At 74.2% G+C, this 23,266-nt stretch carries 17 protein-coding genes; 11 read left to right on the plus strand and 6 right to left on the minus strand.

Annotated features, from left to right (window positions below):
- The first annotated feature begins 136 nt into the window (after nt 1–136).
- The 3 genes from EF879_RS17370 (at nt 137) to EF879_RS17380 (ending at nt 4,433) form a co-directional block, all read left to right on the plus strand.
- Complete coding sequence (locus tag EF879_RS17370; RefSeq protein WP_123559829.1) at nt 137–2,260, plus strand: bifunctional adenosylcobinamide kinase/adenosylcobinamide-phosphate guanylyltransferase; 2,124 nt, start codon at nt 137–139, stop codon at nt 2,258–2,260.
- The gene (locus tag EF879_RS17375) at nt 2,253–3,023 is read left to right on the plus strand and encodes an adenosylcobinamide-GDP ribazoletransferase (RefSeq protein ID WP_123559832.1); all 771 of its coding nucleotides are present in this window, start codon (nt 2,253–2,255) and stop codon (nt 3,021–3,023) included. Before EF879_RS17370 ends, EF879_RS17375 begins: the two co-directional genes overlap by 8 nt.
- Before the next feature lie 120 nt (nt 3,024–3,143).
- On the plus strand, nt 3,144–4,433 hold the full coding sequence (locus EF879_RS17380; RefSeq protein ID WP_123559834.1) for a DUF2314 domain-containing protein: 1,290 nt from the start codon (nt 3,144–3,146) through the stop codon (nt 4,431–4,433).
- A 70-nt stretch (nt 4,434–4,503) separates the two neighbouring features.
- On the opposite strand, the gene gcvT is transcribed toward EF879_RS17380, so the two are convergent.
- Nucleotides 4,504–5,652, minus strand: a complete 1,149-nt coding sequence (gcvT, locus tag EF879_RS17385; RefSeq protein ID WP_233604533.1) for a glycine cleavage system aminomethyltransferase GcvT — start codon at nt 5,650–5,652, stop codon at nt 4,504–4,506.
- 162 nt (nt 5,653–5,814) lie between these two features.
- Here gcvT and EF879_RS17390 point away from each other — a divergent pair, with 162 nt between their 5' ends.
- Nucleotides 5,815–7,404 carry a leucyl aminopeptidase gene (locus EF879_RS17390; protein WP_123559838.1) on the plus strand — a complete coding sequence of 530 codons (1,590 nt, stop codon included), beginning with the start codon at nt 5,815–5,817 and terminating at the stop codon, nt 7,402–7,404.
- 259 nt (nt 7,405–7,663) lie between these two features.
- Here the strand turns inward: EF879_RS17390 and EF879_RS17395 are convergent, their stop codons facing one another.
- A complete protein-coding gene (locus EF879_RS17395; protein WP_123560040.1) occupies nt 7,664–7,987 on the minus strand; it encodes a hypothetical protein in 324 nt (107 codons plus the stop codon).
- A 210-nt stretch (nt 7,988–8,197) separates the two neighbouring features.
- Here EF879_RS17395 and lpdA point away from each other — a divergent pair, with 210 nt between their 5' ends.
- The 3 genes from lpdA to EF879_RS17410 all read left to right on the plus strand — a co-directional run bounded on the left by lpdA (nt 8,198) and on the right by EF879_RS17410 (nt 12,604).
- Nucleotides 8,198–9,637 (plus strand): dihydrolipoyl dehydrogenase, encoded by a 1,440-nt coding sequence (gene lpdA, locus EF879_RS17400; protein WP_199736476.1) that lies wholly within the window; start codon nt 8,198–8,200, stop codon nt 9,635–9,637.
- A gap of 72 nt (nt 9,638–9,709) precedes the next feature.
- Nucleotides 9,710–11,464, plus strand: a complete 1,755-nt coding sequence (gene sucB / locus EF879_RS17405; RefSeq protein WP_123559842.1) for a 2-oxoglutarate dehydrogenase, E2 component, dihydrolipoamide succinyltransferase — start codon at nt 9,710–9,712, stop codon at nt 11,462–11,464.
- A 243-nt stretch (nt 11,465–11,707) separates the two neighbouring features.
- Complete coding sequence (locus EF879_RS17410) at nt 11,708–12,604, plus strand: TIGR01777 family oxidoreductase (RefSeq protein ID WP_123559844.1); 897 nt, start codon at nt 11,708–11,710, stop codon at nt 12,602–12,604.
- A gap of 106 nt (nt 12,605–12,710) precedes the next feature.
- Here the strand turns inward: EF879_RS17410 and EF879_RS17415 are convergent, their stop codons facing one another.
- A complete protein-coding gene (locus tag EF879_RS17415; RefSeq protein WP_123559846.1) occupies nt 12,711–13,103 on the minus strand; it encodes an SCO5389 family protein in 393 nt (130 codons plus the stop codon).
- A 107-nt stretch (nt 13,104–13,210) separates the two neighbouring features.
- Nucleotides 13,211–14,215: an ATP-binding protein gene (locus EF879_RS17420; protein WP_123559848.1), complete on the minus strand. Its 1,005-nt coding sequence runs from the start codon at nt 14,213–14,215 to the stop codon at nt 13,211–13,213.
- Between the two features lie 118 nt (nt 14,216–14,333).
- Between EF879_RS17420 and EF879_RS17425 the strand changes: the two genes are divergently transcribed.
- The 4 genes from EF879_RS17425 (at nt 14,334) to EF879_RS17440 (ending at nt 20,056) form a co-directional block, all read left to right on the plus strand.
- Entirely contained in the window at nt 14,334–16,166 is a 1,833-nt protein-coding gene (locus tag EF879_RS17425) for a DUF2079 domain-containing protein (RefSeq protein ID WP_370375513.1), read from the plus strand.
- 301 nt (nt 16,167–16,467) lie between these two features.
- Nucleotides 16,468–17,136, plus strand: a complete 669-nt coding sequence (lipB, locus tag EF879_RS17430; protein WP_123560042.1) for a lipoyl(octanoyl) transferase LipB — start codon at nt 16,468–16,470, stop codon at nt 17,134–17,136.
- A 212-nt stretch (nt 17,137–17,348) separates the two neighbouring features.
- Nucleotides 17,349–18,428, plus strand: a complete 1,080-nt coding sequence (locus tag EF879_RS17435) for a lipoyl synthase (RefSeq protein WP_370375514.1) — start codon at nt 17,349–17,351, stop codon at nt 18,426–18,428.
- 152 nt (nt 18,429–18,580) lie between these two features.
- Nucleotides 18,581–20,056: an NAD(P)/FAD-dependent oxidoreductase gene (locus EF879_RS17440; RefSeq protein ID WP_123559854.1), complete on the plus strand. Its 1,476-nt coding sequence runs from the start codon at nt 18,581–18,583 to the stop codon at nt 20,054–20,056.
- An 84-nt stretch (nt 20,057–20,140) separates the two neighbouring features.
- Here the strand turns inward: EF879_RS17440 and EF879_RS17445 are convergent, their stop codons facing one another.
- Both EF879_RS17445 and EF879_RS27010 read right to left on the minus strand, forming a co-directional pair.
- Nucleotides 20,141–23,071 (minus strand): AAA family ATPase, encoded by a 2,931-nt coding sequence (locus tag EF879_RS17445; RefSeq protein ID WP_233604534.1) that lies wholly within the window; start codon nt 23,069–23,071, stop codon nt 20,141–20,143.
- The gene (locus EF879_RS27010; protein WP_148086468.1) at nt 23,068–23,247 is read right to left on the minus strand and encodes a hypothetical protein; all 180 of its coding nucleotides are present in this window, start codon (nt 23,245–23,247) and stop codon (nt 23,068–23,070) included. The genes EF879_RS17445 and EF879_RS27010 overlap by 4 nt, the downstream gene beginning before the upstream one ends.
- Nucleotides 23,248–23,266: the final 19 nt, after the last annotated feature.

Genomic DNA, 23,266 nt, shown 5'->3' on the forward strand with positions numbered 1-23,266 from the left:
TCGGCGGCGCCGCGGGAACCAGTCGGAGTGGTCCGCGCCCGCCGGCGCGGTCGGCCCGCCGCGACCGCCCCCCGGCTCCCAAGGCCGGGCCGCACCTCGCCGAGGTGGACCCGGTGCGGCGCTCTAAGGTACGGACATGTCCGTAGACGGGTGGAGCAGGATCCTGGTGCTGGGCGGAATCCGGTCCGGCAAATCCGAGTTCGCCGAGTCGCTGGTCCGGGACGTGCCGACGGTCCGGTACGTCGCCACCGGCACGACCGGCACGGACGATCCCGAGTGGGCGGCCAGGATCGCGAGCCACCGGTTGCGTCGACCGGCCGGATGGACGACCGACGAGGTGGGCGGGGACCCCGCCCGGCTGGTGGACCTGCTCAGGGCCGCCGGACCGGCGGAGACGATTCTCGTCGACGACCTCGGCGGCTGGGTGACCGCGCTGCTGGATCCGGCGCACCGGCCGGCGGACGGCACCGCCACCATCGACGAACTGGGCTCGGCTGTCCGGGACTGCGCCGCCCGGCTGGTGCTGGTCAGCCCCGAGGTCGGCCTCACGATGGTGCCGACGACCCCACTGGGCCGGGCCTTCACCGACACGCTCGGCACCACCAACCAGACCGTCGCCCGAGCCTGCGACGCGGTCGTCCTCGTCGTCGCCGGCCAGCCGTCCTGGCTCAAGGGCACGGCAGGGCCGGCCGCGGTGGCCCCGCCCCGACCGGCTGTGCCGGCGCAGCCCGGCGCCGGCCGGGACGGCGACCCCGGCGCGGGACGGGCCGGCACCGACGGCACGGCCGCCGTTCCGGTCCTGTCGGCCTGGACCGGCCTGCTCGGCGCCGTGCCCGAGGTGCTCCGACCAACCGTGCCGGCCGAGCCCGCCGGGGCGGACGGTCCCCCGTCCCGGGCCACGACGGTCACGGCGTCGTCGACGGCCGCCGACCTGGTGATCGAGCCCGGCATGGACCTGCCGATGCCGGACGAACACGCCGGCCCGGCCGCGCTCGACCGGCTCGCCACCCTCGACCTGCCCGGCCCCGGACTCGGCAACCTGGCCCGGGTGGTCAGGTTCGCCGCCGCCACCCAGGGAACCGCCACGCCGGTTCCCTGGCGCTCCGTGCGGGTACTGCTGTTGCACGGCGACCACGCCGGCGGCGCCTCGGCCGGGACGGTGCCCGGCGAGTCGGCCCGCCGGGCCGCCCAGGCCAGGGCTGGGAACGGCCCACTCGCCCGGCTGGCCGCCGACGCCGGCGCCACCCTCCAGGTCGTCGAGACCCCGACGGCCGGGCCGATCGAGGAGGGACCGGCGCTCTCCCCGGAGGACGTCGACGCCGCCCTCCGCCACGGGTGGCGGCTCGCCGAGGAGGCGGTCGAGACGGGCGTGGAGGTGCTCGTGCTCGCCGCCTGCGGCGCCGGTACGGAGGCGGCGGTCGCCGCCGTACTCGCGGCGATGGCGGGAGCCGAACCCGCGGCGATACTCGGCCGGGTGGTGACGCCGGACGGCCAGGTGGACGACACGGCCTGGATGGCCCGGTGCGCCGCCGTCCGGGAGGCGCTGCACCGCACCCGGCGCAGCCCCCGGGACGCTCGGGACGTCCTCGCCGAACTCGGCGGGGGCGACATCGCCGTCGCCACGGGCATCCTGCTCGGAGCGACGGCCCGGCGTACCCCGGTACTGCTGGACGGGCCGGTCGGGGTGGCGGCGGGCCTGGTCAGCCGGGACCTCGCCGGCCAGGCCCGGCACTGGTGTCTGCTCCCGGACCACGGCGGTCACCCGGCCGTCCGGCTCGGCGCCGAGATACTCGACTGGACCCCGTTGCTGGACCTGCGGCTCGGTCTCGGCGAGGGCGCCGCCGCCCTGGCCGCGCTGCCGCTGCTGCGCGCGGCGCTGACCCTGGCCGCCACGCTCGGCGAGCGCCCGTCCCCGGCGGGTGAGCCGACGGCAGCACAGGGCGCCGGCGTCGCGCCGGAGAGCGCCGACGCCGTGCCGGAGACCGACAGCGCGACGACGGCCGAGGCCGCCGCGGCGGGCGGCCCCGGTCGGGAAACCGCCACGGGTGGGACGGGCCAGGACGGTGCCGGGGCGGACCGCGGGCCCGCGGCGGAGCCCGCGCCCGGCCGCCCGGCGGACGGCGCCCGCCCCGAGCCGCCGCCGGCGGAACCGGAGCCGGGCGACGGCGCGGACGACGACGGGTTCATCGAGCCGCAGCCGGCCGGGCCGGGACCCACCGCCGTACCGGAGGACACGCCGACCCGCACCCCCGGTGCCTGACGGCCGGTTCGTTGCCGGGGGCCGGCTAGCCCTCACCACCTTCACCGTCGCGCCGCTGCCCACCGGCCGGGTGGACCGGGCCACCGCCGGTACGGCGATGGCGCTGGCGCCGATGGTCGGCGCCCTCCTCGGCCTGCTGCTCGCCGCCCTCCTCGGCGGCCTGGCCGCCCTCGCCCCGCCCCTGGTCGCCGGTGGGGTCACCGTGGCCGCGGCGGCGCTGCTCACCCGCGGCCTGCACCTCGACGGGCTGGCCGACACCGTGGACGCGCTCGGGTCGTACCGCTCGGGACCGGCCGCGTTACAGATCATGCGGCAGCCGGAGGTCGGCCCGTTCGGCGTCGCCGCGCTCGTCCTCGTCCTCCTGATCCAGGCGGGATGCCTCGCGGCGCTGGCGCTCCGGCCGTGGCCGGCGCTGCTCACGGCGGTGGTGACCGTCGTGGCGACCGGACGGCTGGCGGTCACCTGGGCCTGCCGGCGCGGGGTGCCGGCGGCCCGGCCGGACGGGCTCGGGGCGCTGGTCGCCGGCACCGTCGGGCCGGGGACGCTGGCCGTCGCCACCGTCGCCGTCGCGCTCGCGGCGCTTCCGGCGGTGCCGGGTCGCCCGTGGCAGGGGGTGCTCGCCGTCGCCGCCGCGCTCGCCGGAACGCTGCTGGTGCTGCGCCACGCGGTACGTCGGCTCGGCGGCATCACCGGCGACGTGCTCGGCGCGGCCGTCGAGATCGCCACCACGCTCTGCTGCCTCGGGCTCGTGCTGACCGGCTGACCGGCCGGCCGCCCATGGCTGCCCCCAGGACTGACCGGCGCCGACCGGGCTGACCGGATTGCCGAACGCGGGTAGCGTTCGCGAGAGGGAGAGCGGTACGCACCCGAGCCGGGGGGACGAATGCTGATCACTGACGACTTCCTGCCCGTACCGGTTCCGGAGTCGCTGACCGCCACCTATCTGGTGCCGACCTCGGGCCAGTCCTGTCCGGCCCCGGCCGAGGCGGTGGCGGCGCTCGGCCGGCGGGTCTCCCGCCCGGTGCACGACCTCGCCCGGCAGATGCTGGCCAGCCCGCTGATGACGGTCGACACCCGGCCGATCGCCGAGTTCCCGCACCTGCCGCCGGACCTGCTCACGGCCTTCGGGGCCACCGAGGCCCAGTTGGCCCGACTCGACGCTGCCACCGACCTGGTGGTGGTGCAGGCCAGCTACCGCCCCGGCTGGCCGCCGGCGCACGAGTGGGCGGCCCGGACGGTGGCGGCGGCGCTCGCGGAACGACTCGGCACCGACGTCGTCGACGTCTTCGCCCTCCAGTTCCTCGACCCGGCGACCGCACTGCGCTCGCTACCCGACGCCGAGGGTCGGATACGCCTGATCGACTGGGTGCTGGTGCCGTACTCGTCGGACGACGGCGGGCTCTGGTTCACCACGAAGGGGCTCCGCCGGTTCGGGCTGCTGGAGTTGCAGGCGCAGGGGGTCCCGACGCACCTCACCCGGGCCTGGGGGGCGGTGATGACCGGGGTCGCCCGCCGGCTGCTGCGGGCCTGGTCCGACGGGCTGACCGACCAGGAGGTGCCGGCCTTCGTCCCGCTGCCCGTGATGACGTCGGTGACCGGGCACGACATCGCCGTGGCGTACGGCAACCCGCAGCAGCACGACAGCGGCCGGCCGGCGGCACTGCGGCTGGAGCTGGACCCCGCGACCGATCCCGACGCCGACTCGTTCCTGACCCTGCTCCCCCCGGCCGGCCATCCCGGCCCGACCCGGCGGTACTTCGCCGCGGTCTGCGCCGCCGTGTTCGGCTCCGCCCAGTCGGACGTCCGGTACGCCCGTCCGGACGACGCGATGGCACAGGCGATCGCGACCGCCCGGGCGGGCCTGCCGGGGATCCGCGAACGCTTCCTCGCCGGCTCCCTCCCCGACCGGGTGCAGCTCCTGGTCAAGTACGCCCTGCCGACCGAGGAGGGGCCGGAGTTCGTCTGGGCCGGGGTCACCTCCTGGGCCACCCCGGAACGGATCATCGGCGCCAGCGCCAGCGACGCCGCGGCCGACCCGACCGTCCGGGTCGGCCGGCCGGTCGTGGTGGACGTCGTCGACGTGGTCGACTGGGCGCTGGTCGACGGCAGCGGGGTGGTGGAGGGCGGCTGGACCCAGGCCGTCCTCGACGCCGGGGACCGCTCGCAGGGCTGAGCGAGCCGCGGCCGGGGCCGCCCCGAACCGGCTGGTCGTCCGGTGGTACGCGGTGGCCGCCCGGATCGGGCTACCGCACGGACGGCTGGACGAACGGCGGCCGGACCACCCGCATCGGGCTCCGGCGGCCCCGGATGTCCACCTCGACCTCGTCCCCCTGCCCCAGCCTGGCCGCGGTGTCGAGCAGGGCCAGGGCGATGCCGAGCTTCCGGGTCGGCGAGAAGGTGCCGCTGGTGATCGTCCCGACCGTACGGTCGCCGAGGAGCACCGTCATACCGGGGCGCGGAATGCCCCGGCCCGCCGCCTCCAGGCCCCAGAGAGTACGACGGGGTCCCGCCTCCCGCTCCGCGACCAGCGCCGCCCGGCCCCAGAACGCCGGCTTCTGCCAGCCGACCGCCCAGCCCAGCCGGGCCTGGACCGGGGTGATCTCCGGCGACAGGTCCTGGCCGTGCAGCGGATAGCCCATCTCGGTCCGCAAGGTGTCCCGGGCACCCAGTCCGCAGGCCCGGATGCCGTACGGCTCCCCGGCCGCGAGCAGCGCGTCCCAGACCCTGGCGGCGGTCTCCGCAGGGACGACCAGCTCGTAGCCGTGCTCGCCGGTGTAGCCGGTCCGGCACACCACCAGCGGGATGTCCGTGAGGTCGGCGGTGACGAAGCTCATGTAGTCGTGCCCGGTCGGCAGGCCGAGCGCGTCGAGCGTCTCCGCCGAGCGTGGCCCCTGCACCGCCAGGACGGCGTACGCCTCGTGCTCGTCGGTGACGGTGATGCCGTCCGGGGCGGCGGCCCGCAGCCGGCGGACCACCTCGGCGGTGTTGGCGGCGTTCGGCACCAGGAAGACCTGGTCGGGGCCGTACAGGTAGGCGACGATGTCGTCCACCACCCCGCCGGTGCCCTCGTCGCAGCAGAGCGTGTACTGGGCCCGCCCCGGCCCGATCCGGCCCAGGTCGTTGCTGAGGCAGGTGTTGACGAAGTCGGCGGCGCCCGGGCCGGTGATCCGGGCCTTGCCCAGGTGCGAGACGTCGAACACGCCCACCCCGGTCCGCACCGCGGTGTGCTCGGCGAGGACCCCGCCACCGGCGTACTCGAGGGGCATGGACCAGCCGCCGAAGGCGGCGAACTTGGCGCCCAGCGCGACGTGCCGTTCGTGTAGCGGCGAGTGGCGGAGCTGGTCGGTGGAGGGTTCCGGGGTCGAGCCGGGCACCTGGGTCACGTTCGTCATGGGAGGCAACCTACCTGCGTAGGGGCGTGTGGTTAGCATCGGCGGGACCCCTCCGGCCGACCGTCGGCGGGACAGTCCCTCCTCCGGCAGGTAGGTTGCGCCGGAGACCGTTTCGCCGGCCGGCGTACCTGCGGCCGGCCGTGCCCGTACCGGAGCCGCCGAGTGACATCGCCCAGCACCACCCTCAGCCTGGTCGACACCGACCCCGCCGAACTCGCTGTCGACGCCGTCGTGATCGGCCTGCACAGCCAGAACACGGACGCAGAGACGACCGAACGGATCGTGAATCTCGCCGACACCCTCCTCCTCGCCAGCGGCGCGGAGAGCATCGCCGCGGCGTTCGACGGTCGGCTGACCGAGACCCTGGCGCTGCTGGGCGCCACCGGGAGCCCCGGCGAGGTGATCAAACTCGCAACCCTCGGCACCATCACCGCGCCGCTGGTCGTCGCGGTGGGCCTCGGCCCGGAGCCGACCGGCGCCGCCCCGGCCCCGGAGACGCTGCGCCGGGCCGCCGCCTCGGCGGTCCGGGCGCTCGCCGGCGCCGAGCGGGTCGCGCTGACCCTGCCCGTACCGGACGACGAGGACGCCGGAGCCGTGCTGCGGGCCACCGCCGAGGGCGCGCTGCTCGGCGCGTACCGGTTCGCCGGCTACAAGACCCGGCCGCAGCCGACCCGCCGGCCTCCGGTCGCCGCGGTCGCGCTGCACGTGCCGGACGCCAGCGACGCGCGGGCCCAGGCGGAGGTCGCCCGCGCCACGGTGGTGGCCCGGGCGGTGGCCCGGGCCCGGGACTGGGTCAACACCGCCCCGAACGAGCTGCGTCCGCCGTCGTTCGCCGAGTCGGTCGCCGCCGCCGCCCGGGAGGCCGGGCTCGCGGTGGAGATCCTCGACGAGCAGGCGCTGGCGGCCGGCGGCTACGGCGGCATCCTCGCCGTCGGCCAGGGTTCGGGGGCGCCGCCGCGGCTGGTGAGGCTCTCCTACACCCCTGACACCGCCGGGGGCGACGCCGCGTCGAAGCGGGTCGCGCTGGTCGGCAAGGGCATCACCTTCGACACCGGCGGCGTCTCGATCAAGCCGGCCCAGGGCATGTGGGAGATGAAGTCCGACATGGCCGGTGCGGCGGCGGTCGCCGCCACGCTGCTCGCGGTCGCCGAGCTGAAGCCGGCGGTGGCGGTGACCGGATATCTGCCGATGGCCGAGAACATGCCGTCGGGCAGGTCCTACCGCCCGGGCGACGTGGTGACCATGTACAACGGCAAGCGGGTCGAGGTGCTCAACACCGACGCCGAGGGGCGGATGATCGTCGCCGACGCGATGGCCCGGGCCTGTGAGGACGGCTGCGACTACCTGATCGAGACCTCGACGCTCACCGGCGGTCAGGTGGTCGCGCTCGGCAAGCGGGTGGCCGGGGTGATGGGGACGACGGAGCTCTGCCAGCGGGTCCAGGCGGCCGGCGACGCGGCCGGCGAGCCGACCTGGCCGATGCCGCTGCCGGACGACGTCCGGAAGGGGATGGACTCGGAGGTGGCCGACATCTGCCAGGTCAACGCCTCGATGGACCGCGCCGGCCACATGCTGCAGGGTGGGGTCTTCCTCCGGGAGTTCGTCGCCGAGGACGTGCCGTGGGCGCACATCGACATCGCCGGCCCGAGCTACCACTCGGGTGAGCCGACCGGCTACTGGACCAAGGGCGGCACCGGGGTGCCGGTGCGGACCCTGCTGGAACTGGTCGACGACATCGCCGCGAACGGCTGACCTCCGGGCCTCCGGGGCGGGGGTGCCCGCCCCGGAGTCGCCGGTCCGCGGTGGGGCGGCGACATCGGGCCGACAGCCCGGTGAGACGGCGGGCAGCGGGCCGAGCGGCACGGCCAGGCCGGCCTCCTCGGCCCACTGCCCGGCGCCGGGACGGGCCCGCTCGCCGAGCTCGACTCGCGGGCCGGGCCGGGCCGCGACCAGCGGTGGGCACACACCGGCCCCGGATCGCGCCGGAGATGGCGGTGGCGGCGCGGGCGCCTCAGCCGTTCATCCGCTTGCGGCGCTCGTTGTAGTCGCGCATCCGCTGCGGATAACCCACCAACCGGACGTCATAGATGGGAATCGCCATCCGGTGGGCGAACCGCCGCGCGCCCTCTGGGCCGTCGATGCGCCGCCGCGTCCACTCGCCATCGTGCGCGACCAACATCACCGTGGTCTCGGTCACGGTGGTCCGGGGTTCGATGAACGCCTCGACACCCCGCCTCGTCCGGACAAACTGTTCGAGATGTTCAAGATCGGCGCGGCTGGCCGGGCGGTCACCCGCCGGCACAACCGCCTTTTTCCGCCGGCGAAACCAGGCCACCCGATCTCTCCTCCCCACCACGTCCGCCCCGTGGTGTAACTGGCGACTTCCGGCAAGCGTACGTCCCGGCGACGTGTCCTTGGGCACCTCGGTACGCGGCCCGCGTACTCAAGTGACAAGATGACCGAGGTGGGCGCTCGCCGGTGGCGGACAGACTAGTCGGAGAACGTCCACGCCCCTCCGGTCGGCAGACCTCGGCCGGGGGGCGGTATGCCCGGTTGTCCGGCATCACCTAGCAGCGACGCGACCTGGGAGTTAACTGTGACAGAGCCGAACGGCGGAACCTTCGATGTCGTCATCCTCGGCGGTGGCAGCGGCGGGTACGCGGCGGCGCTGCGCGCCGCACAGCTGGACCTGTCGGTCGCACTGATCGAGAAGGGCAAGCTCGGTGGCACCTGCCTCCACAACGGCTGCATTCCCACCAAGGCCCTGCTGCACGCCGCGGAGATCGCCGACCAGACCCGGGAGTCCGAGCAGTTCGGCGTGAAGGCCGAGCTGGTCGGCATCGACATGTCGGGAGTGAACAGCTACAAGGAAGGCGTCATCTCCCGGCTCTACAAGGGCCTGCAGGGACTGGTCAAGAGCGCGAAGATCACTCTCGTCGAGGGGCACGGCCGACTGGTCGGCCCGGAAACCATCGAGGTCGACGGGCGGCGCTACACCGGCCGCAACATCGTCCTCGCCACCGGGTCGTACGCGCGCACCCTTCCCGGCCTGGAGATCGACGGCGAGCGGGTGATCACCAGCGACCACGCGCTGACCCTGGACCGCGTACCGACCTCGGCGATCGTGCTCGGCGGCGGCGTCATCGGCGTCGAGTTCGCCAGCGTCTGGAAGTCCTTCGGCGTCGATGTGACGATCATCGAGGCGCTGCCCCGGTTGGTCGCGGCCGAGGACGAGGAGTCGTCGAAGGCGCTGGAGCGGGCGTTCCGCAAGCGGGGCATCAAGTTCTCGGTCGGCAAGCGCTTCGAGAAGGCGGAGTACACCGACTCGGGTGTGAAGGTGACGATCGAGGGCGGCCAGACGTTCGAGGCCGAGCTGCTGCTGGTCGCCGTCGGCCGCGGCCCCAACACCGCCGGCCTCGGGTACGAGGAGCAGGGCATCCGGCTCGACCGCGGCTTCGTGCTGACCGACGAGCGGCTGCGCACCGGGGTGGGGAACATCTACGCCGTCGGCGACATCGTGCCGGGGCTGCAGCTCGCGCACCGCGGCTTCCAGCAGGGCATCTTCGTCGCCGAGGAGATCGCCGGCCGCAACCCGGCGGTGATCGACGAGACGGGCATCCCGCGGGTCACCTACTCCGACCCCGAGCTGGCCTCCGTCGGTCTCACCGAGGCCCGGGCGAAGGAGCGGTACGGCGCGGACAAGATCGTCACCTACAACTACAACCTCGGTGGCAACGGCAAGAGCCAGATCCTCAAGACCGCCGGCTTCGTCAAGCTGGTTCGGGTCGTCGACGGGCCGGTGGTCGGCGTACACATGGTCGGCGCCCGGCTCGGCGAGCTGGTCGGCGAGGCGCAGCTCATCGTCAACTGGGAGGCGTACCCGGCCGAGGTGGCGCAGCTCATCCACGCCCACCCCACCCAGAGCGAGGCGCTCGGCGAGGCCCACCTGGCCCTGGCCGGCAAGCCGCTGCACGCGCACGCCTGACCACAGTCAACTTCCGCGGTGCCCGGCGGCAACCGGGCGAGGATCGCACAGGCCACGAAGGAGTCGTAGAAGATGCCGGTATCGGTCACCATGCCCCGGCTCGGCGAGAGCGTCACCGAGGGCACCGTCACCCGCTGGTTGAAGCAGGAGGGTGACCGGGTCGAGGTCGACGAGCCTCTACTCGAGGTCTCCACCGACAAGGTCGACACCGAGATCCCGTCCCCGGCGGCCGGCGTGCTGGCCCGGATCGTGGTGAGAGAGGACGAGACCGCCGAGGTCGGCAGCGAGCTGGCGGTGATCGACGGAGAGGGCGAGTCGACCGGCGCCGCCGCCCCGGCACCGGCCGCCGCCGCGGAACAGCCGGCCCCGGAACAGCCGGCCCCGGCCGCACAGCCCGCCGCGCCGGAGCCCACGACCGCGCAGGCCGCCCCGGCCGGTGGCGAGGGCACGGTCGTCAAGATGCCGGCCCTCGGGGAGAGCGTCACCGAGGGGACCGTCACCCGCTGGCTGAAGCAGGTCGGCGACACCGTCGAGGTTGACGAGCCGCTGGTCGAGGTCTCGACCGACAAGGTCGACACCGAGATCCCGTCCCCGGTCGCCGGCACGCTGCTGGAGATCCGGGTGTCGCAGGACGAGACCGCCCCGGTCGGCGCCGATCTGGCGGTGATCGGCACCGCGGGTGCCCGGCCGGCCGAGCCCGCGAAGCCGGCCCCGGCGCCCGAACCGGCGCAGGCCGCTCCCGCTCCGGCCCCGAGCGCCCCCGCCCCGGCTCCGACCGGCGCCTCGTACGAGAAGCCGGCGCCGGAGACCGAGGCGTCGACCGAGCCGGGCCGCGCCGAGCAGGCCGCGCGGCCGGCTCCGGCCGCCCCGGCCGCGCCCGCCGCGCGGCCCAGGACCGAGAACGGTGCCGGGTACGTCACCCCGCTGGTCCGCAAGCTCGCCGCCGAGCACGGGGTCGACCTCGCCACCCTGACCGGCAGCGGTGTCGGCGGGCGAATCCGGAAGCAGGACGTCCTGGAGGCGGCCGAGCGGGCCCGTGCGGCCAAGGCGGCCGCGCCGGCGGCGGCACCGGCCGCGGCGCCGAAGGCGGAGCCGAGCCCGCTGCGTGGCAGCACCCAGAAGCTGCCCCGGATCCGTGCGGTCATCGCGAAGCGGATGCAGGAGTCGCTGCACGAGATGGCGCAGCTCACCACCGTCGTGGAGGTCGACGTCACGAAGGTGGCGAAGCTGCGGGCCCAGGCCAAGGACTCCTTCCTCGAGCGGCACGGCGTGAAGCTGTCGTTCCTGCCGTTCTTCGCGCTCGCCGCGGTGGAGGCGCTTCAGCGGTACCCGGTGGTGAACGCCCGGATGGACCTCGACGCCGGGACGATCACCTACCCGGACGCCGAGCACCTCGGTATCGCGGTCGACACCGAACGGGGCCTGATGGTGCCGGTGATCCACAACGCCGGGGACCTGAACCTGGCCGGCCTGGCCCGCCGGATCGCCGACCTGGCGGAACGGACCCGAACCAACAAGATCAACCCCGACGAGATCGCCGGGGCCACCTTCACCCTTACCAACACCGGCAGCCGGGGTGCGCTCTTCGACACCCCGATCGTGCCGTCGCCGCAGTCGGCGATGCTCGGTACCGGTGCGGTGGTGAAGCGGCCGGTCGTGGTGACCGACCCGGAGCTCGGCGAGGTGATCGTGCCGCGCTCGATGGTCTACCTCGCCCTCTCCTACGACCACCGGCTGATCGACGGCGCGGACGCCGCGCGCTTCCTGACGGCGGTGAAGGAGCGGCTGGAGGCCGGACAGTTCGAGGCCGAACTCGGCCTGTCCTGATCCAGACGGCACCGCGGGGCGCCCGGTCACGGCCGGGCGCCCCGCGCCGTCTCCGCCCCGCACCGGGAGCGCCAGGCGTCCCGATCGCGTCCGCCCCGCCGGGTTACCCGCGTCGCCGGGTTTCCGCAGCCCGCCGGACGGGCCGACCATCCGCCGCGTCACCCGGGCAACCGCCCGCGCCACCCGGCCATCCGCGGCACGGCCGGTCGGGCCGCGGCGCCGACCGTGGGCGAAGATACGAGAATGCGCATCCTCGTCGCCGGCGCGTCCGGCTTCCTCGGCACCCGGTTGACAGATCGGCTCCGCGCGGAGGGCCACGAACTCGTTCGGCTGGTCCGCCGTCCGGTACGGGGACCGGGCGAGATCCGGTGGGACCCGGCCACCGGCCAACTGGATCCGACGGAGCTGTCCGGGGCCGACGCGGTCATCAACCTCGCCGGCGCGAACATCGGCGACCGGCGGTGGACCGCCAGCTTCAAGGAGGAGCTCCGCAGCAGCCGGGTCGACACCACCGCGACGCTCGCCCGGGCGATCGCCGCCCTGCCGGCCGAGGACCGGCCACGCACGTTCCTGAACGGCTCGGCGATCGGCTGGTACGGCGACACCGGCGACCGTCCGGTCGAGGAGGACGCCCCGGCCGGGGACGGCTTCATGGCGGACCTCTGCCGGGTGTGGGAGGCGGCGACCGCGCCGGCGGAGCAGGCCGGGGTACGGGTCGTGCGGCTGCGCACCGGGCTGCCGCTGGACCGGGCCGGCGGCTTCCTCAAGCCGCAACTGCTGCCGTACCGGCTCGGCATCGCGGGCAAGTTCGGCAGCGGTCGACAGTGGATTCCGTGGATCTCGATGCAGGACTGGCTGTCGGCGGTCAGTTTCCTGCTGGCCCGGGACGAGATCGCCGGACCGGTCAACGTGGTCGGCCCGGCCCCGGTGACCAACGCCGAGTTCACCAAGGCCCTCGGCCGGCAGCTGCGCCGACCCACCGTGATGCCCGTTCCCGGGTTCGCGCTGCGGATCCTGCTCGGCGAGATGTCGATCGAGGCCCTGCGCAGCCTCCGGGTGCTGCCGGGCGTCCTCCGCGACGCCGGGTTCCGCTACACGCACCCGGACCTGGCGAGCGCGCTGCGCGCCGCGCTCGCCTGACGGTCCGCGCGGCCGGCGTAACCGGCCAGCACCGCCACAGGCTCCACCGGGCGGCGCCGCGCCGCCCCGCAACCGGGGCGACGCGGCGTGCCGGGACGGAGCGCGCTCAGCAGTCGCGCAGCTCCGGCGACTGGTTACGGATCTGGGCCACCGGCGAGATGAACCGCCGGTACGTCTCACCACCCACCGCGGCGAGCTTGAAGGCGGCGACCCGGTGGCAGTTCTGGAACGCCAGCTTCACTCCGAAGTGCCGCTCCAGGCCGCCCCGGATGGCGTCGCTGGCCAGCGCCCGGAGGAGCTGCCCGCGCTCCGCCTCGCTCGGCGGCGGTACGGCGTGGTCGGCGTAGTCGGCGGAGGTGGCGTGCGCCCGGGCGGCCACGTCGGAGACCACCGCCCAGGCGTACGGCAGCGAGCGCCGGACGCAGTCGACGAACTCGGCGTCGTCGACCTTGCCGGCTTCGGCCCGCTCCAGCAGAGCGGCGGGTACGTCGAGGGACATCCTTACTACTCCTTCGGTAGAGACCGGCCCGGTGCGGGCCGGTGACCCAATGGGGAGGTGCGAGGCGCGGATCGGGACGGGCGTACGTGGTGGGCGGCGGGGGCCGGTCAGTGGACCGAGGCCACCGGGCCGGGGACGTAGTCCGGGTCGACCTGACCGGCGAGGTCCTCGCCGACCCGGTCGTTGGCCCAGGCGACCGCGTTGCGCAGGTGGAACTCGACCGCGTGCCGGTGGTAGGTCGCCCAGTCCTTGACCTGGGCGTCCACCGTCGTCCGAAGCAGTTCCAGCGCCGCCCGGTTCTCCGGCTCCAACGCGGCGAGCGGTTCCGGGGCGCCCCGTTCGGCTCCCTTGACGTAGCGGGACCGGGTCAGCCAGGTGAGCAGGTCGGCGCCGACGTGCTGGCGCAGGAAGTCGACGTCGGAGGCGTCGTCGACCTTGTTGCCGACCACGTGCACGGTGACGCCGTAGTCGCGGGCGTGGCCGACGTACTGCCGGTAGACGCCGACGCTGCGCAGCGTCGGCTCGCAGACCAGGAAGGTCACGTCGAACCGGGTGAAGAGTCCGGAGGCGAAGGAGTCGGCGCCGGCGGTCATGTCCACGACGACGTACTCGCCGGGGCCGTCGACCAGGTGGTTGAGGAGGAGTTCCACCGCACCGACCTTGGCGTGGTAGCAGGCGACGCCGAGGTCCTCGGCGCCGAACGGGCCGGTCACCGCGAGCCGTACCCCGCCCACCTCGCGGACCAGTCGGTCGTAGATCGGGTTGGCACCGTCGACGGAGAGCAGTCGGGAGCCGCGGCCGGGTGGGGTGGTCTTGACCATCGCCGCCGCCGAGGAGATCCGGGGATTGTCGCCCCGCAGGTACTCCTTGATCTCGGCAAGGTGGTCGCCGAGCGCGGGCAGCCCGGCCGCCTCCTCCTCGGTCGCGCCGAGCGCCGTGGCGAGGTGCTGGTTGATGTCGGCGTCGATGGCGAGCAGCGGCGGCCGGGCCGGACCGGCGCTCCGGCCCCCGGTCTCCGGAACGTCGGCCTCCAGCGTCGCGAGATGGCGGGCGAAGAGGGCGGCCAGGGTGGTCTTGCCGCTGCCACCCTTGCCGACGAACGCAACCTTCACGGTGGGAATCCTCCTGTTTACTGACAGATGCAATTTAGATTGGAAATCATTTCCATTCAAGTCGTCAAGGTTGCCGGGTTCGTCGGCGTGTCGGGGTCAGGTTGGTACCCTCCGGCCCGTGCCGCTCTCCCCGCCCGCCCTGGCCGGGCCGACCCCGCCGCCCTCCGCCTCCGCCGCCGACCGACCGGGTCGGCGCCGGACAGACCTCCTCGCGGCGGCGATCGCGGTCGTCGGGGCGCTCTGGATCACCAGTGGGCTGTGGCAGGATCCGAACGGCCGGGCGCTCACCGTCAACACCAGTGACCAGGCATTCTTCGAGTGGCTGCTGGCGTACGGCGCGCACGCGCTCACCCACGGCCAGAACCCGTTCTTCACCGAGCTGGTGAACGTCCCGAACGGGGTCAACCTCGCGCTCAACACCTCGATCACGGTCTACGCCGTGCTCTTCGCGCCGCTGACCTACCTCATCGGACCGTCGGCAACCTTCCTGGTGGTGCTCACCCTCAACCTCGCCGGCACCGTCCTCGCCTGGTACTGGCTGCTCTCCCGGCACCTCGTGGCAAGCGGCGCCGCGGCGCTGCTCGGCGGGGTCGTCATCGGCTTCGCGCCCGGCATCGTCGCCCACGCCAACGCCCACCTGAACTGGAGCGCCGGCTGGATCGCCCCGATGTTGGTCTGGGGAGTGCTCCGGCTGCGCCAGCCCGGCCGCTGGCTCCGCAACGGGGTCCTGCTCGGCGTCCTGGTCGCGGTGGCGTTCTCGATCGCCGCCGAGGGGCTCTTCGCCACCGCGCTGGCCTGCGGGGTCTTCCTCGGCACCTGGGCGGCACACCGGTCGCGCCGGGCCGAGGTCCAGGCCGCCCTCGCGGACTTTCTGCGTGGCATGGGGGTCACCGCCGTCGTGGCGTTCGCGCTGCTGGCGTACCCGCTCTGGATGCACTTCTTCGGGCCGCAGCGCTTCCACGGCACCGGCTTCGACCCGATCATCCACGCCGAGGACGTCGCCGCGTACGGCGCGTACCCGCAACGGACCCTGGCCGGACTGCTCGGCCTCGGTACGTCGCTGGCACCGAACCCGACCGAGGAGAACTCCTTCTTCGGTATCCCGCTGCTCGTGCTGGCCGTGGTCTGCTTCGTCGTGCTCTGGCGTCGCGCCGACCCCGCCCGCCGCGCCACGCTACGGGCGCTCGCGGTCAGCGCGCTCGTCTTCACGGTCCTCTCCTGGGGGCCCCGGGTGAAGATCTTCGGCGTCCACACCGACATCCCGCTGCCCTACACCCTGCTCGGGGACCTGCCGGTCTTCAACGCCGCACTGCCGGCCCGGCTCGCCCTCGTGGTGGCGCCGCTGGTCGGACTGCTCCTCGCGCACACCGTCGACGAGCTGCGCGCCCGGCCCGCGTCCGGGCGGATCCGGACCGCCTGGATCGTCGGCTTCGCGGCGGCGCTGGTGCCGCTCGTCCCGACCACCCTGCTGACGGTCCAACGGGAACCGCTGCCCGAGTTCATCACGTCCGGCCTCTGGCGGTCGTACGTCTCGGACGGCGGGGTCCTCACCCCGGTGCCGCTCACCGTCGACCTGACCCCGGACGGCCAGCGCTGGCAGGCGTACGCGCTGGCTCACCGGCAGGGCGAGTTCCGCATTCCGGCCGGGTTCTTCCTCGGGCCGGGCGGCCCCGGCGGACGGGGGCGGATCGGCCCGGTGCCCCGCCCCACGGACAGCCTGCTCGCGGAGGTGGCCAGGACCGGCGAGGTACCGGCCATCACCGACGCCGACCGCGCCGCCGCCCGGGCCGACCTGCGGTACTGGGGGGTCGAGGTGGTGGTGCTCGACCCACAGATGCACGGGGCGAAGTACCGGTTGCACCCCGACGCGGTGCTCGAGGCCACCACGCGGCTGCTCGGGCCGCCCGAGCGGGTCTCCGACGTCTGGCTCTGGCGGGTCCCGGCGGCCTGAAGGCCGTCGGTCGCCGCGCACCGGCCGGCTCGCCGTGTCCCCGGGCCGGGGTCGGCCGCCGCGGCTCGGTGCCCGGCCAGGAGGCCGAGCACGAAGAGGCTGTACGCCATCGAGCCCAGCCGCAGCGCCGCGACCGTCGCGTGTACCGCGACCAGGCCGCGCGACAGCAGTGTCATCCGGGCATCATGCCCCGACGGGTCGCCGCTGTCGCCCGGTGACCCCGACCACGTACCGGTCCGACCGGTGGGTAGCGAACTAAGCTGGGGGCGTGACCAGCACAGTTGTCGAATCGACCGGCACCATCGCCCCGACCGACACCGTCGCCGGGCTGACCAGCATCCGCCTCGGGACCGTGGACTACCTGACCGCGTGGGCGGAGCAGCGCCGGGTGCACGAGGCGGTCGTCGCCGGTGATCGGCCCAACACCGTCCTCCTGCTCGAACACCCCAGCGTCTACACCGCGGGCAAGCGCACCGAACCGTGGGACCGTCCGACCGACGGCACTCCGGTGATCGACGTCGACCGTGGTGGCAAGATCACCTGGCACGGCCCCGGCCAGCTCGTCGGCTACCCGATCATCAAGCTTCCCGGCGCCGACTCGGGGCTGCCGGTGGACGTGGTCGCGTTCGTCCGCCGTACCGAGCAGATGCTGGTCGACGTCTGCCACGAGTTGGGCCTGACCTCCGCCCGGCGGGTGGACATCAAGGGTCGCAGCGGCGTCTGGGTGCCGGCCGACGAGCGCGGCCCGGACCGCAAGGTCGCCGCCCTCGGGCTGCGGGTCTCCCGGGGCGTGACCCAGCACGGGTTCTCGATCAACTGCGACTGCGACCTCTCCGCCTTCGACCGGATCGTGCCCTGCGGCATTCGGGACGCCGGCACCACCTCACTCAGCGCGGAACTGGGCCGCCGGGTCACCGTGGCCGAGGTCCTGCCGGTCGTCGAGCGGCACCTGCCGACCCTGCTCGGCTGACCGCGGCCGGGCCCCGGGGCCGCCCCGGCCGGAAGCGGCACCCCGGGAGCCCCGGCCCACGGGGATACGGCGGTACGGGGTCACCCGGGGCGGTCAACGCCGCCAGGTGATCAGCGATCTCCCACGACCGTGAGTGGCATCACCCGTTTCGGCACGTGAGTCCGGTCGCCTCCGGTCGATCGGCGGACCCGCCGGCGCGTAGGCTCGGATTCGTGACCATCGAGCACTCCGCGACCCCCGCCGCCGCCGGCGTCGGACGGGGAAGCGTCGCTACCATACCGGAGACCCGCAGCGGCTCCCCCGTCGCGCCTGAGGGGCGCCGGCTGCTGCGCATCGAGGCCCGCAACGCCGCCACGCCGATCGAACGCAAGCCGCCGTGGATCAAGGTCAGGGCGAAGATGGGGCCGGAGTACACCCAGCTCCGGGGCCTGGTCTCCCGGGAGGGGCTGCACACGGTCTGTCAGGAGGCCGGCTGCCCCAACATCTACGAGTGCTGGGAGGACCGCGAGGCGACGTTCCTGATCGGCGGCGACCAGTGCACCCGCCGGTGCGACTTCTGCCAGATCGACACCGGCAAGCCGGCGGACTTCGACGCGGACGAGCCGCGCCGGGTCGCCGAGTCGGTGGTCGCGATGGGCCTGCGGTACGCCACCGTCACCGGGGTGGCCCGCGACGACCTCCCGGACGGCGGTGCCTGGCTCTACGCCGAGACCGTCCGGCAGATCCACGCGCTGACCCGGCGGGAGGGCGGCGTCCAGCCCGACGGCGGCGTGCTGGACCGGCTGCCGCACTGCGGCGTGGAGCTGCTGATCCCCGACTTCAACGGCAACTCCGCGCAGCTCGCGGAGGTCTTCGGTGCCCGCCCCGAGGTGCTCGCGCACAACGTCGAGACGGTGCCCCGGATCTTCAGGCGGATCCGGCCAGCGTTCCGCTACGAGCGCTCGCTGGACGTCATCTCCCAGGCCCGCGCCGCCGGCCTGGTGACCAAGTCCAACCTGATTCTCGGCCTCGGCGAGGAGCGGGCCGAGGTTTCCCAGGCGCTGCGTGACCTGCACGCGGCCGGCTGCGAACTCGTCACCATCACCCAGTACCTGCGGCCGACGCCCCGGCACCACCCGGTCGAGCGGTGGGTCCGCCCTGAGGAGTTCGTCGAGCTGCGGGAGGAGGCGGAGCAGATCGGCTTCGCCGGGGTGCTGAGCGGGCCGCTGGTGCGCTCGTCGTACCGGGCCGGCCGGCTGTACCAGCAGGCCGTCGAGGCCCGGGGCGTGTCCGCTCCGCCCGCCGCCGGATAGCTCCCTCCCCACCGGATTCCCGGCCAGCCCGCCGTACCGGCCCGTCGCTCCCACCACTGCAGCGGCGGGCCGGAGACCTTCAACCGTGCTAGATTCCGGCCGTCCTGTGCCGGATACTGGTCGGCAGCACGTCGAAGGTGATGAATACAAATATGACAGCGCCCCATACCGTAGTCATCGGAGCCGGCCCCGCCGGCCTGACCGCGGCGTACGAGCTGACCAAGCGGAACGCCACGGTCGAGGTGTTCGAGGCCGACGACGTGGTGGGCGGGATCAGCCGTACCGTCGAGCGTGACGGCTGGCGCTTCGACATCGGCGGGCATCGCTTCTTCACCAAGGTTCCCCAGGTGGAGGCGCTGTGGCACGAGATTCTTCCGGACGAGGACTTCCTGCTCCGCCCCCGGATGAGCCGGATCTACTACCGGGGCAAGCTGTACGACTACCCGCTGAAGGCCGGCAACGCGCTGCGTAACCTCGGGATGCTGGAGGCGGTCCGCTGCGTCGGCTCGTACCTCTGGGCGCGGATCTCACCGCCGAAGGACCAGTCCCACCTCGCGGGCTGGGTCACCGCCCGGTTCGGACGGCGGCTGTTCAACCACTTCTTCAAGACCTACAACGAGAAGCTCTGGGGCGTACCCGCGACCGAGCTCTCCGCCGACTGGGCCGCGCAGCGGATCAAGAACCTCTCGCTCTCCAACGCCGTGCTGAACGCGCTGCTCCCCAAGCGCAACCAGAAGGAGATCACCAGCCTGATCGAGGAGTTCAACTACCCCAGGTACGGCCCCGGCATGATGTGGGAACGCTGCGCCGAGCACGTGGAGAAGCGGGGCGGCACGATCACCCTGAACACCCGGGTCGAGACGGTGCACCGGGAGGGCGGCCGCGCCGTCGGGGTCACCGTCACCGGGCCGGACGGGTCGCGACGGGTCGCCGCCGACCACGTCATCTCCTCGATGCCGATCTCGCACCTGGTGCTCGCGATGGATCCGCCCGCCCCGCCGGAGGTGGTCGCCGCCGCGAAGGACCTCTTCCACCGTGACTTCCTCACCGTCGCCCTGGTGGTGCCCGAGGAGTTCAGCTTCCCGGACAACTGGATCTACATCCACGCGCCGGAGGTCAAGGTCGGGCGGATCCAGAACTTCGGCTCCTGGTCGCCGTACCTGGTCAAGGACGGGCGTACCTGTCTGGGATTGGAGTACTTCCTCAGCATCGGCGACGAGCTGTGGAACAGGTCCGACGAGGAACTGATCGCGCTCGGCGTCGCCGAGCTGGAGCAGCTCGGCCTGGTCCGCCCGGGCTCGGTCGAGGCCGGCTACGTGGTCCGGATGCCCCGGGCGTACCCGTTCTACGACTTCGCGTACAAGGACAACGTCGCCACGATCCGGGCCTGGCTCGAGGCGGAGGTCCCGAACGTCCACCCGGTCGGCCGCAACGGCATGCACCGGTACAACAACGCCGACCACTCGATGATGACCGCCCTGCTCACGGTGTCGAACATCCTCGACGGCACCGACCACGACGTCTGGGAGGTCAACGTCGAGGCGGAGTACCACGAGGAGAGGGGCCCGGGCGACCACGGCACCGGCCGGGCCGCCCCGGTGCTGCCCCGGGCCGGCGTGCCGCGGTGAGCCCGAGCCCGGCGGCGGAGATCGCCGAGGCCGCCGCCAAGGCCGCACCGCGGCCCGCCCGCACCCGCGCGAGCCGGCCCGCCGTCAGCCCCGCCCGGACGGCGCGGACTCGTCGGACGCCAGCAGACCCAGCCGGTGAGCAACCGCCGCGGCCTCGATCCGGTTCGCGACGTCGAGCTTGGCGATGATCCGGGAGACGTGCACGCTCGCGGTCTTCGGCGAGATGTAGAGCTGCCGGGCGATCTGGCTGTTGCTGTACCCCTGCGCGACCAGTCGCAGCACCTCCCGCTCCCGGCTGGTGAGCAGGTCCGGGCCGGGGACCGCACCCGACGCGGTCCGCAGCCCGAGCCGCCGGGCCAGCGTCCCGACCTCGTCGGCCAGCGGTCCGGCGCCGAGCCCGGCCGCGATCCGGGCCGCCTCCTCGACCGCCGTCGCGGCCTCCGCGCGCTCCCCCGCCCCGGCTGCCGTCTCGGCCAGCCCGACCAGTGCCCGGGCCAGCCGGTACGGCTGGCCCGCGACCCGCCAGGCCGACACCGCCGCCCGCCACCGCGGCAGCGCCTCGGCCGGCGGAGCGAGCGCGGCCTCGACCTGGGCGGCGCAGGCCAACTCGGCGGGATAGCGGGCAGGGATCGCCTCCCGGGCGGCAGCTATCCGATCCCGGAGCCGGGCGTCGCCAGCGGTCAGGGCGACCCGGGTCGCGGCGAGCAGCGCGGGCCAGCCGTACCGGGGATGGCTGGACAGCGGCCGGTCGAGCAGCGCGGTGGCGGCGGCGACCGCGTCCGCGGTGTCCCCGGTGGCGAGCGCCGCCTCGATCCGCAGTTCGTAGAGCGGCAGGTCCTGCGCGAAGTAGGGCCGGCGGAGGAAGCCCAGCGCCCGGGCCACCAGGTCCTCGGCGCCCGCCTGCCCTCGTGCCAGGCGCAGCCAGGCCCGCAGCAGCAGCCAGTGGTAGTTGGTGAACCCGGGCAGATCGAGCCGGGCAGCCGCCCCGCAGAGCTCGTCCGCCTCGTCCCACCGGCCCAACGCGATCAGCGCCTCGGCCTGATTGGAGAGGAGAAAGGCGCCGGTGGAACGGCTGATCCCCACCCGCCGGGCCTCGACGAACCCGGCCGCCGCCGCCTCGGCCGACTCCGCGTACCGGCCGATCTCGAAGAGCGTGTCGGAGGTGACCACCAGGGTGGTGACCAGCGCTGACGAGTCATTCGCCGCTCGGGCCAGCCCCTCGGCCCGGCGCAACTCGGCCAGGGCGGCGTCGGGGGGGACCTGCCGGCTACAGACCCAGCTGCTTGCCAGGGTCGCGACCAGGGTCGCGTCCTCGCTGCCAGAGACCAGCGCCGCCGACCTCGCCTCGGCGGCGATCCGGCCGCCCTCCCCCCGGTCGAGCCGGACCACCTGGAAGGCGATGTCGGCGAGGAGCCGGGCCCGCGCCGTGTCGTCGGGTACCGCCGCCGCCAGCGCGTACGCCTGCCGCAGCTCGTCCAGGCCGTCGCCCTTGCCGAGGGTGCGCAGCAGCCTGCCGCGGAGCAGCAGCACCCGCGCGGCACGCAGCGGCTCCGCCGCACGGTCCAGCTCGTCGAGGGTGGCCCGGGTCAGGGTCAGCGCCCGGTGGTAGTCGCCGGCGGTGGAGGTGGCCAGCAGGGTCGCCTCCAGCAGGGCGAGGTGGTCCATGCCCAGCCGCCGAGCGGCGTCCGGCACCTGTTCCCAGAGTTCGAGGATCCGCTCCAGCAGCCGCCCCTGCTCGGCGTACGCGTACCGGGAGCCGGCCGCCTCGGCGGCGGCCCAGGTCGCGGTGAGCGCCCGGGGGTAGTCGTGTGCCGCGTACCAGTGGTAGGCCAGCTCCGCCGGGGCCCGGCCGTCCGGAACCAGCTGGGGCTGGGCCTCGATCGCGGCGGCGTACCGGGCGTGCAGCCGGGCGTGCTCGCCCGGGAGCAGGTCCTCGTGTACGGCCTCCCGGACCAGGGCGTGCCGGAACTCGTAGCCGCCGTCCGGCTGGGCGACGACGAGCTGGGCCGCGACCGCGGCGCGCAGCGCGGCCTCCAGCTCGGCCTCGGGCGCCCCGGCGACCTCGGCGAGCAGCTCGTGGGCGATCCGGGTCCCGCCGGCCGCGGCGATCCGTAGCACCCGCTGCGCGGGCTCGGGCAGCCGATCGACCCGGGCCAGCAGCAGGTCACGCAGGGTGTCTGGCAGCTCGGCGCAGCCCTGGGGATCGCCGGAGGCGGCGAGTTCCTCGATGAAGAACGGGTTGCCCTGGGTCCGCTCGTGGATGGTGTCGATCGCCCGCGCGCTCGGCTCGAACCCGAACAGTTCGGTGAGGATCTGGCCGGTCCCCTCCCGGTCCAGGCGGCCCAGCTCGATCCGCTCGACGCCCCGGGCCCGGTCCAGTTCGGCGAGGAACGGGCGCAGCGGGTGGCCCCGGTGCAGCTCGTCGGAGCGGTAGGTGCAGATGAGCAGCACCCGGGCCGGCCGGACCACCCGGGCCAGGAAGGCGATCAGATCGCGGGTGGACCGGTCGGCCCAGTGCAGATCCTCGATCACCAGCACCAGCGGCCGTTCTGCGGCGAGCCGACCGAACAGCTCGGCGACCAGCTCGAACAGGTACCCCCGGGGCGAGTCCGGGCCAAACCCGGGGCCGGCCGGGGCGGTGCGGACGGCCGGATCGGCCGGACCACCCCCGGTCAACCGGGCGAGTTCCGGCAACAGCCGGGCGAAGTCGCGCTCGTAGCCGGCGAACGCGTCCGGCCCGTCGTCGCGCAGCACCTGCCGCAGTGCGGCGGCGAATGGCGCGAACGGCAGCCCTTCCTCGCCGAGTTCGAGGCACTGGCCGAGGAGGAGCCGGTCCCCCTCGGCACGGACGTACCGGCCGAACTCCTCGACGAGCCGGGTCTTCCCCACCCCGGCCTCGCCGCCCACCAGCACGACCGCCGGCTCGTCGGCCCGGACCCGCTTCAACGTGTCGCGGAGCAGGGCGAGCTCGGGCTGACGACCGACGAGGACGGTGCTGACGGTACGGAAGGTCACGACGTCAACGATGCCAGGTCGCGGGGCCGACGGCGCCACCCGAATCCGCGGGGACGTCCCCGCCGCCCGGGGGTGCGTACCGACCGGGCCAGCCGGTCGGCGGCGACCTCGGCGCGCAGGGCGGCCAGGTGGTCGTGGTGCAGGGCGAGCAGGAGGTAGGGGTCGTCGTGGACCATGTCGAACTCCTCGGTGTTC

Origin of the sequence: Micromonospora sp. HM5-17 (assembly GCF_003762835.1) — a bacterium.
Taxonomy (GTDB): domain Bacteria; phylum Actinomycetota; class Actinomycetes; order Mycobacteriales; family Micromonosporaceae; genus Plantactinospora.

Bases quoted from the DNA above. Each gene is read 5' to 3' on its own strand.
- EF879_RS17370 (WP_123559829.1), top strand. From the start codon at position 137: ATGTCCGTAGACGGGTGGAGCAGGATCCTGGTGCTGGGCGGAATCCGG.
- lpdA (WP_199736476.1), top strand. From the start codon at position 8,198: ATGCCCGGTTGTCCGGCATCACCTAGCAGCGACGCGACCTGGGAGTTA.
- sucB (WP_123559842.1), top strand. From the start codon at position 9,710: ATGCCGGTATCGGTCACCATGCCCCGGCTCGGCGAGAGCGTCACCGAG.
- EF879_RS17410 (WP_123559844.1), top strand. From the start codon at position 11,708: ATGCGCATCCTCGTCGCCGGCGCGTCCGGCTTCCTCGGCACCCGGTTG.
- EF879_RS17415 (WP_123559846.1), bottom strand. From the start codon at position 13,103: ATGTCCCTCGACGTACCCGCCGCTCTGCTGGAGCGGGCCGAAGCCGGC.
- EF879_RS17380 (WP_123559834.1), top strand. From the start codon at position 3,144: ATGCTGATCACTGACGACTTCCTGCCCGTACCGGTTCCGGAGTCGCTG.
- EF879_RS27010 (WP_148086468.1), bottom strand. From the start codon at position 23,247: ATGGTCCACGACGACCCCTACCTCCTGCTCGCCCTGCACCACGACCAC.
- gcvT (WP_233604533.1), bottom strand. From the start codon at position 5,652: ATGACGAACGTGACCCAGGTGCCCGGCTCGACCCCGGAACCCTCCACC.
- EF879_RS17440 (WP_123559854.1), top strand. From the start codon at position 18,581: ATGACAGCGCCCCATACCGTAGTCATCGGAGCCGGCCCCGCCGGCCTG.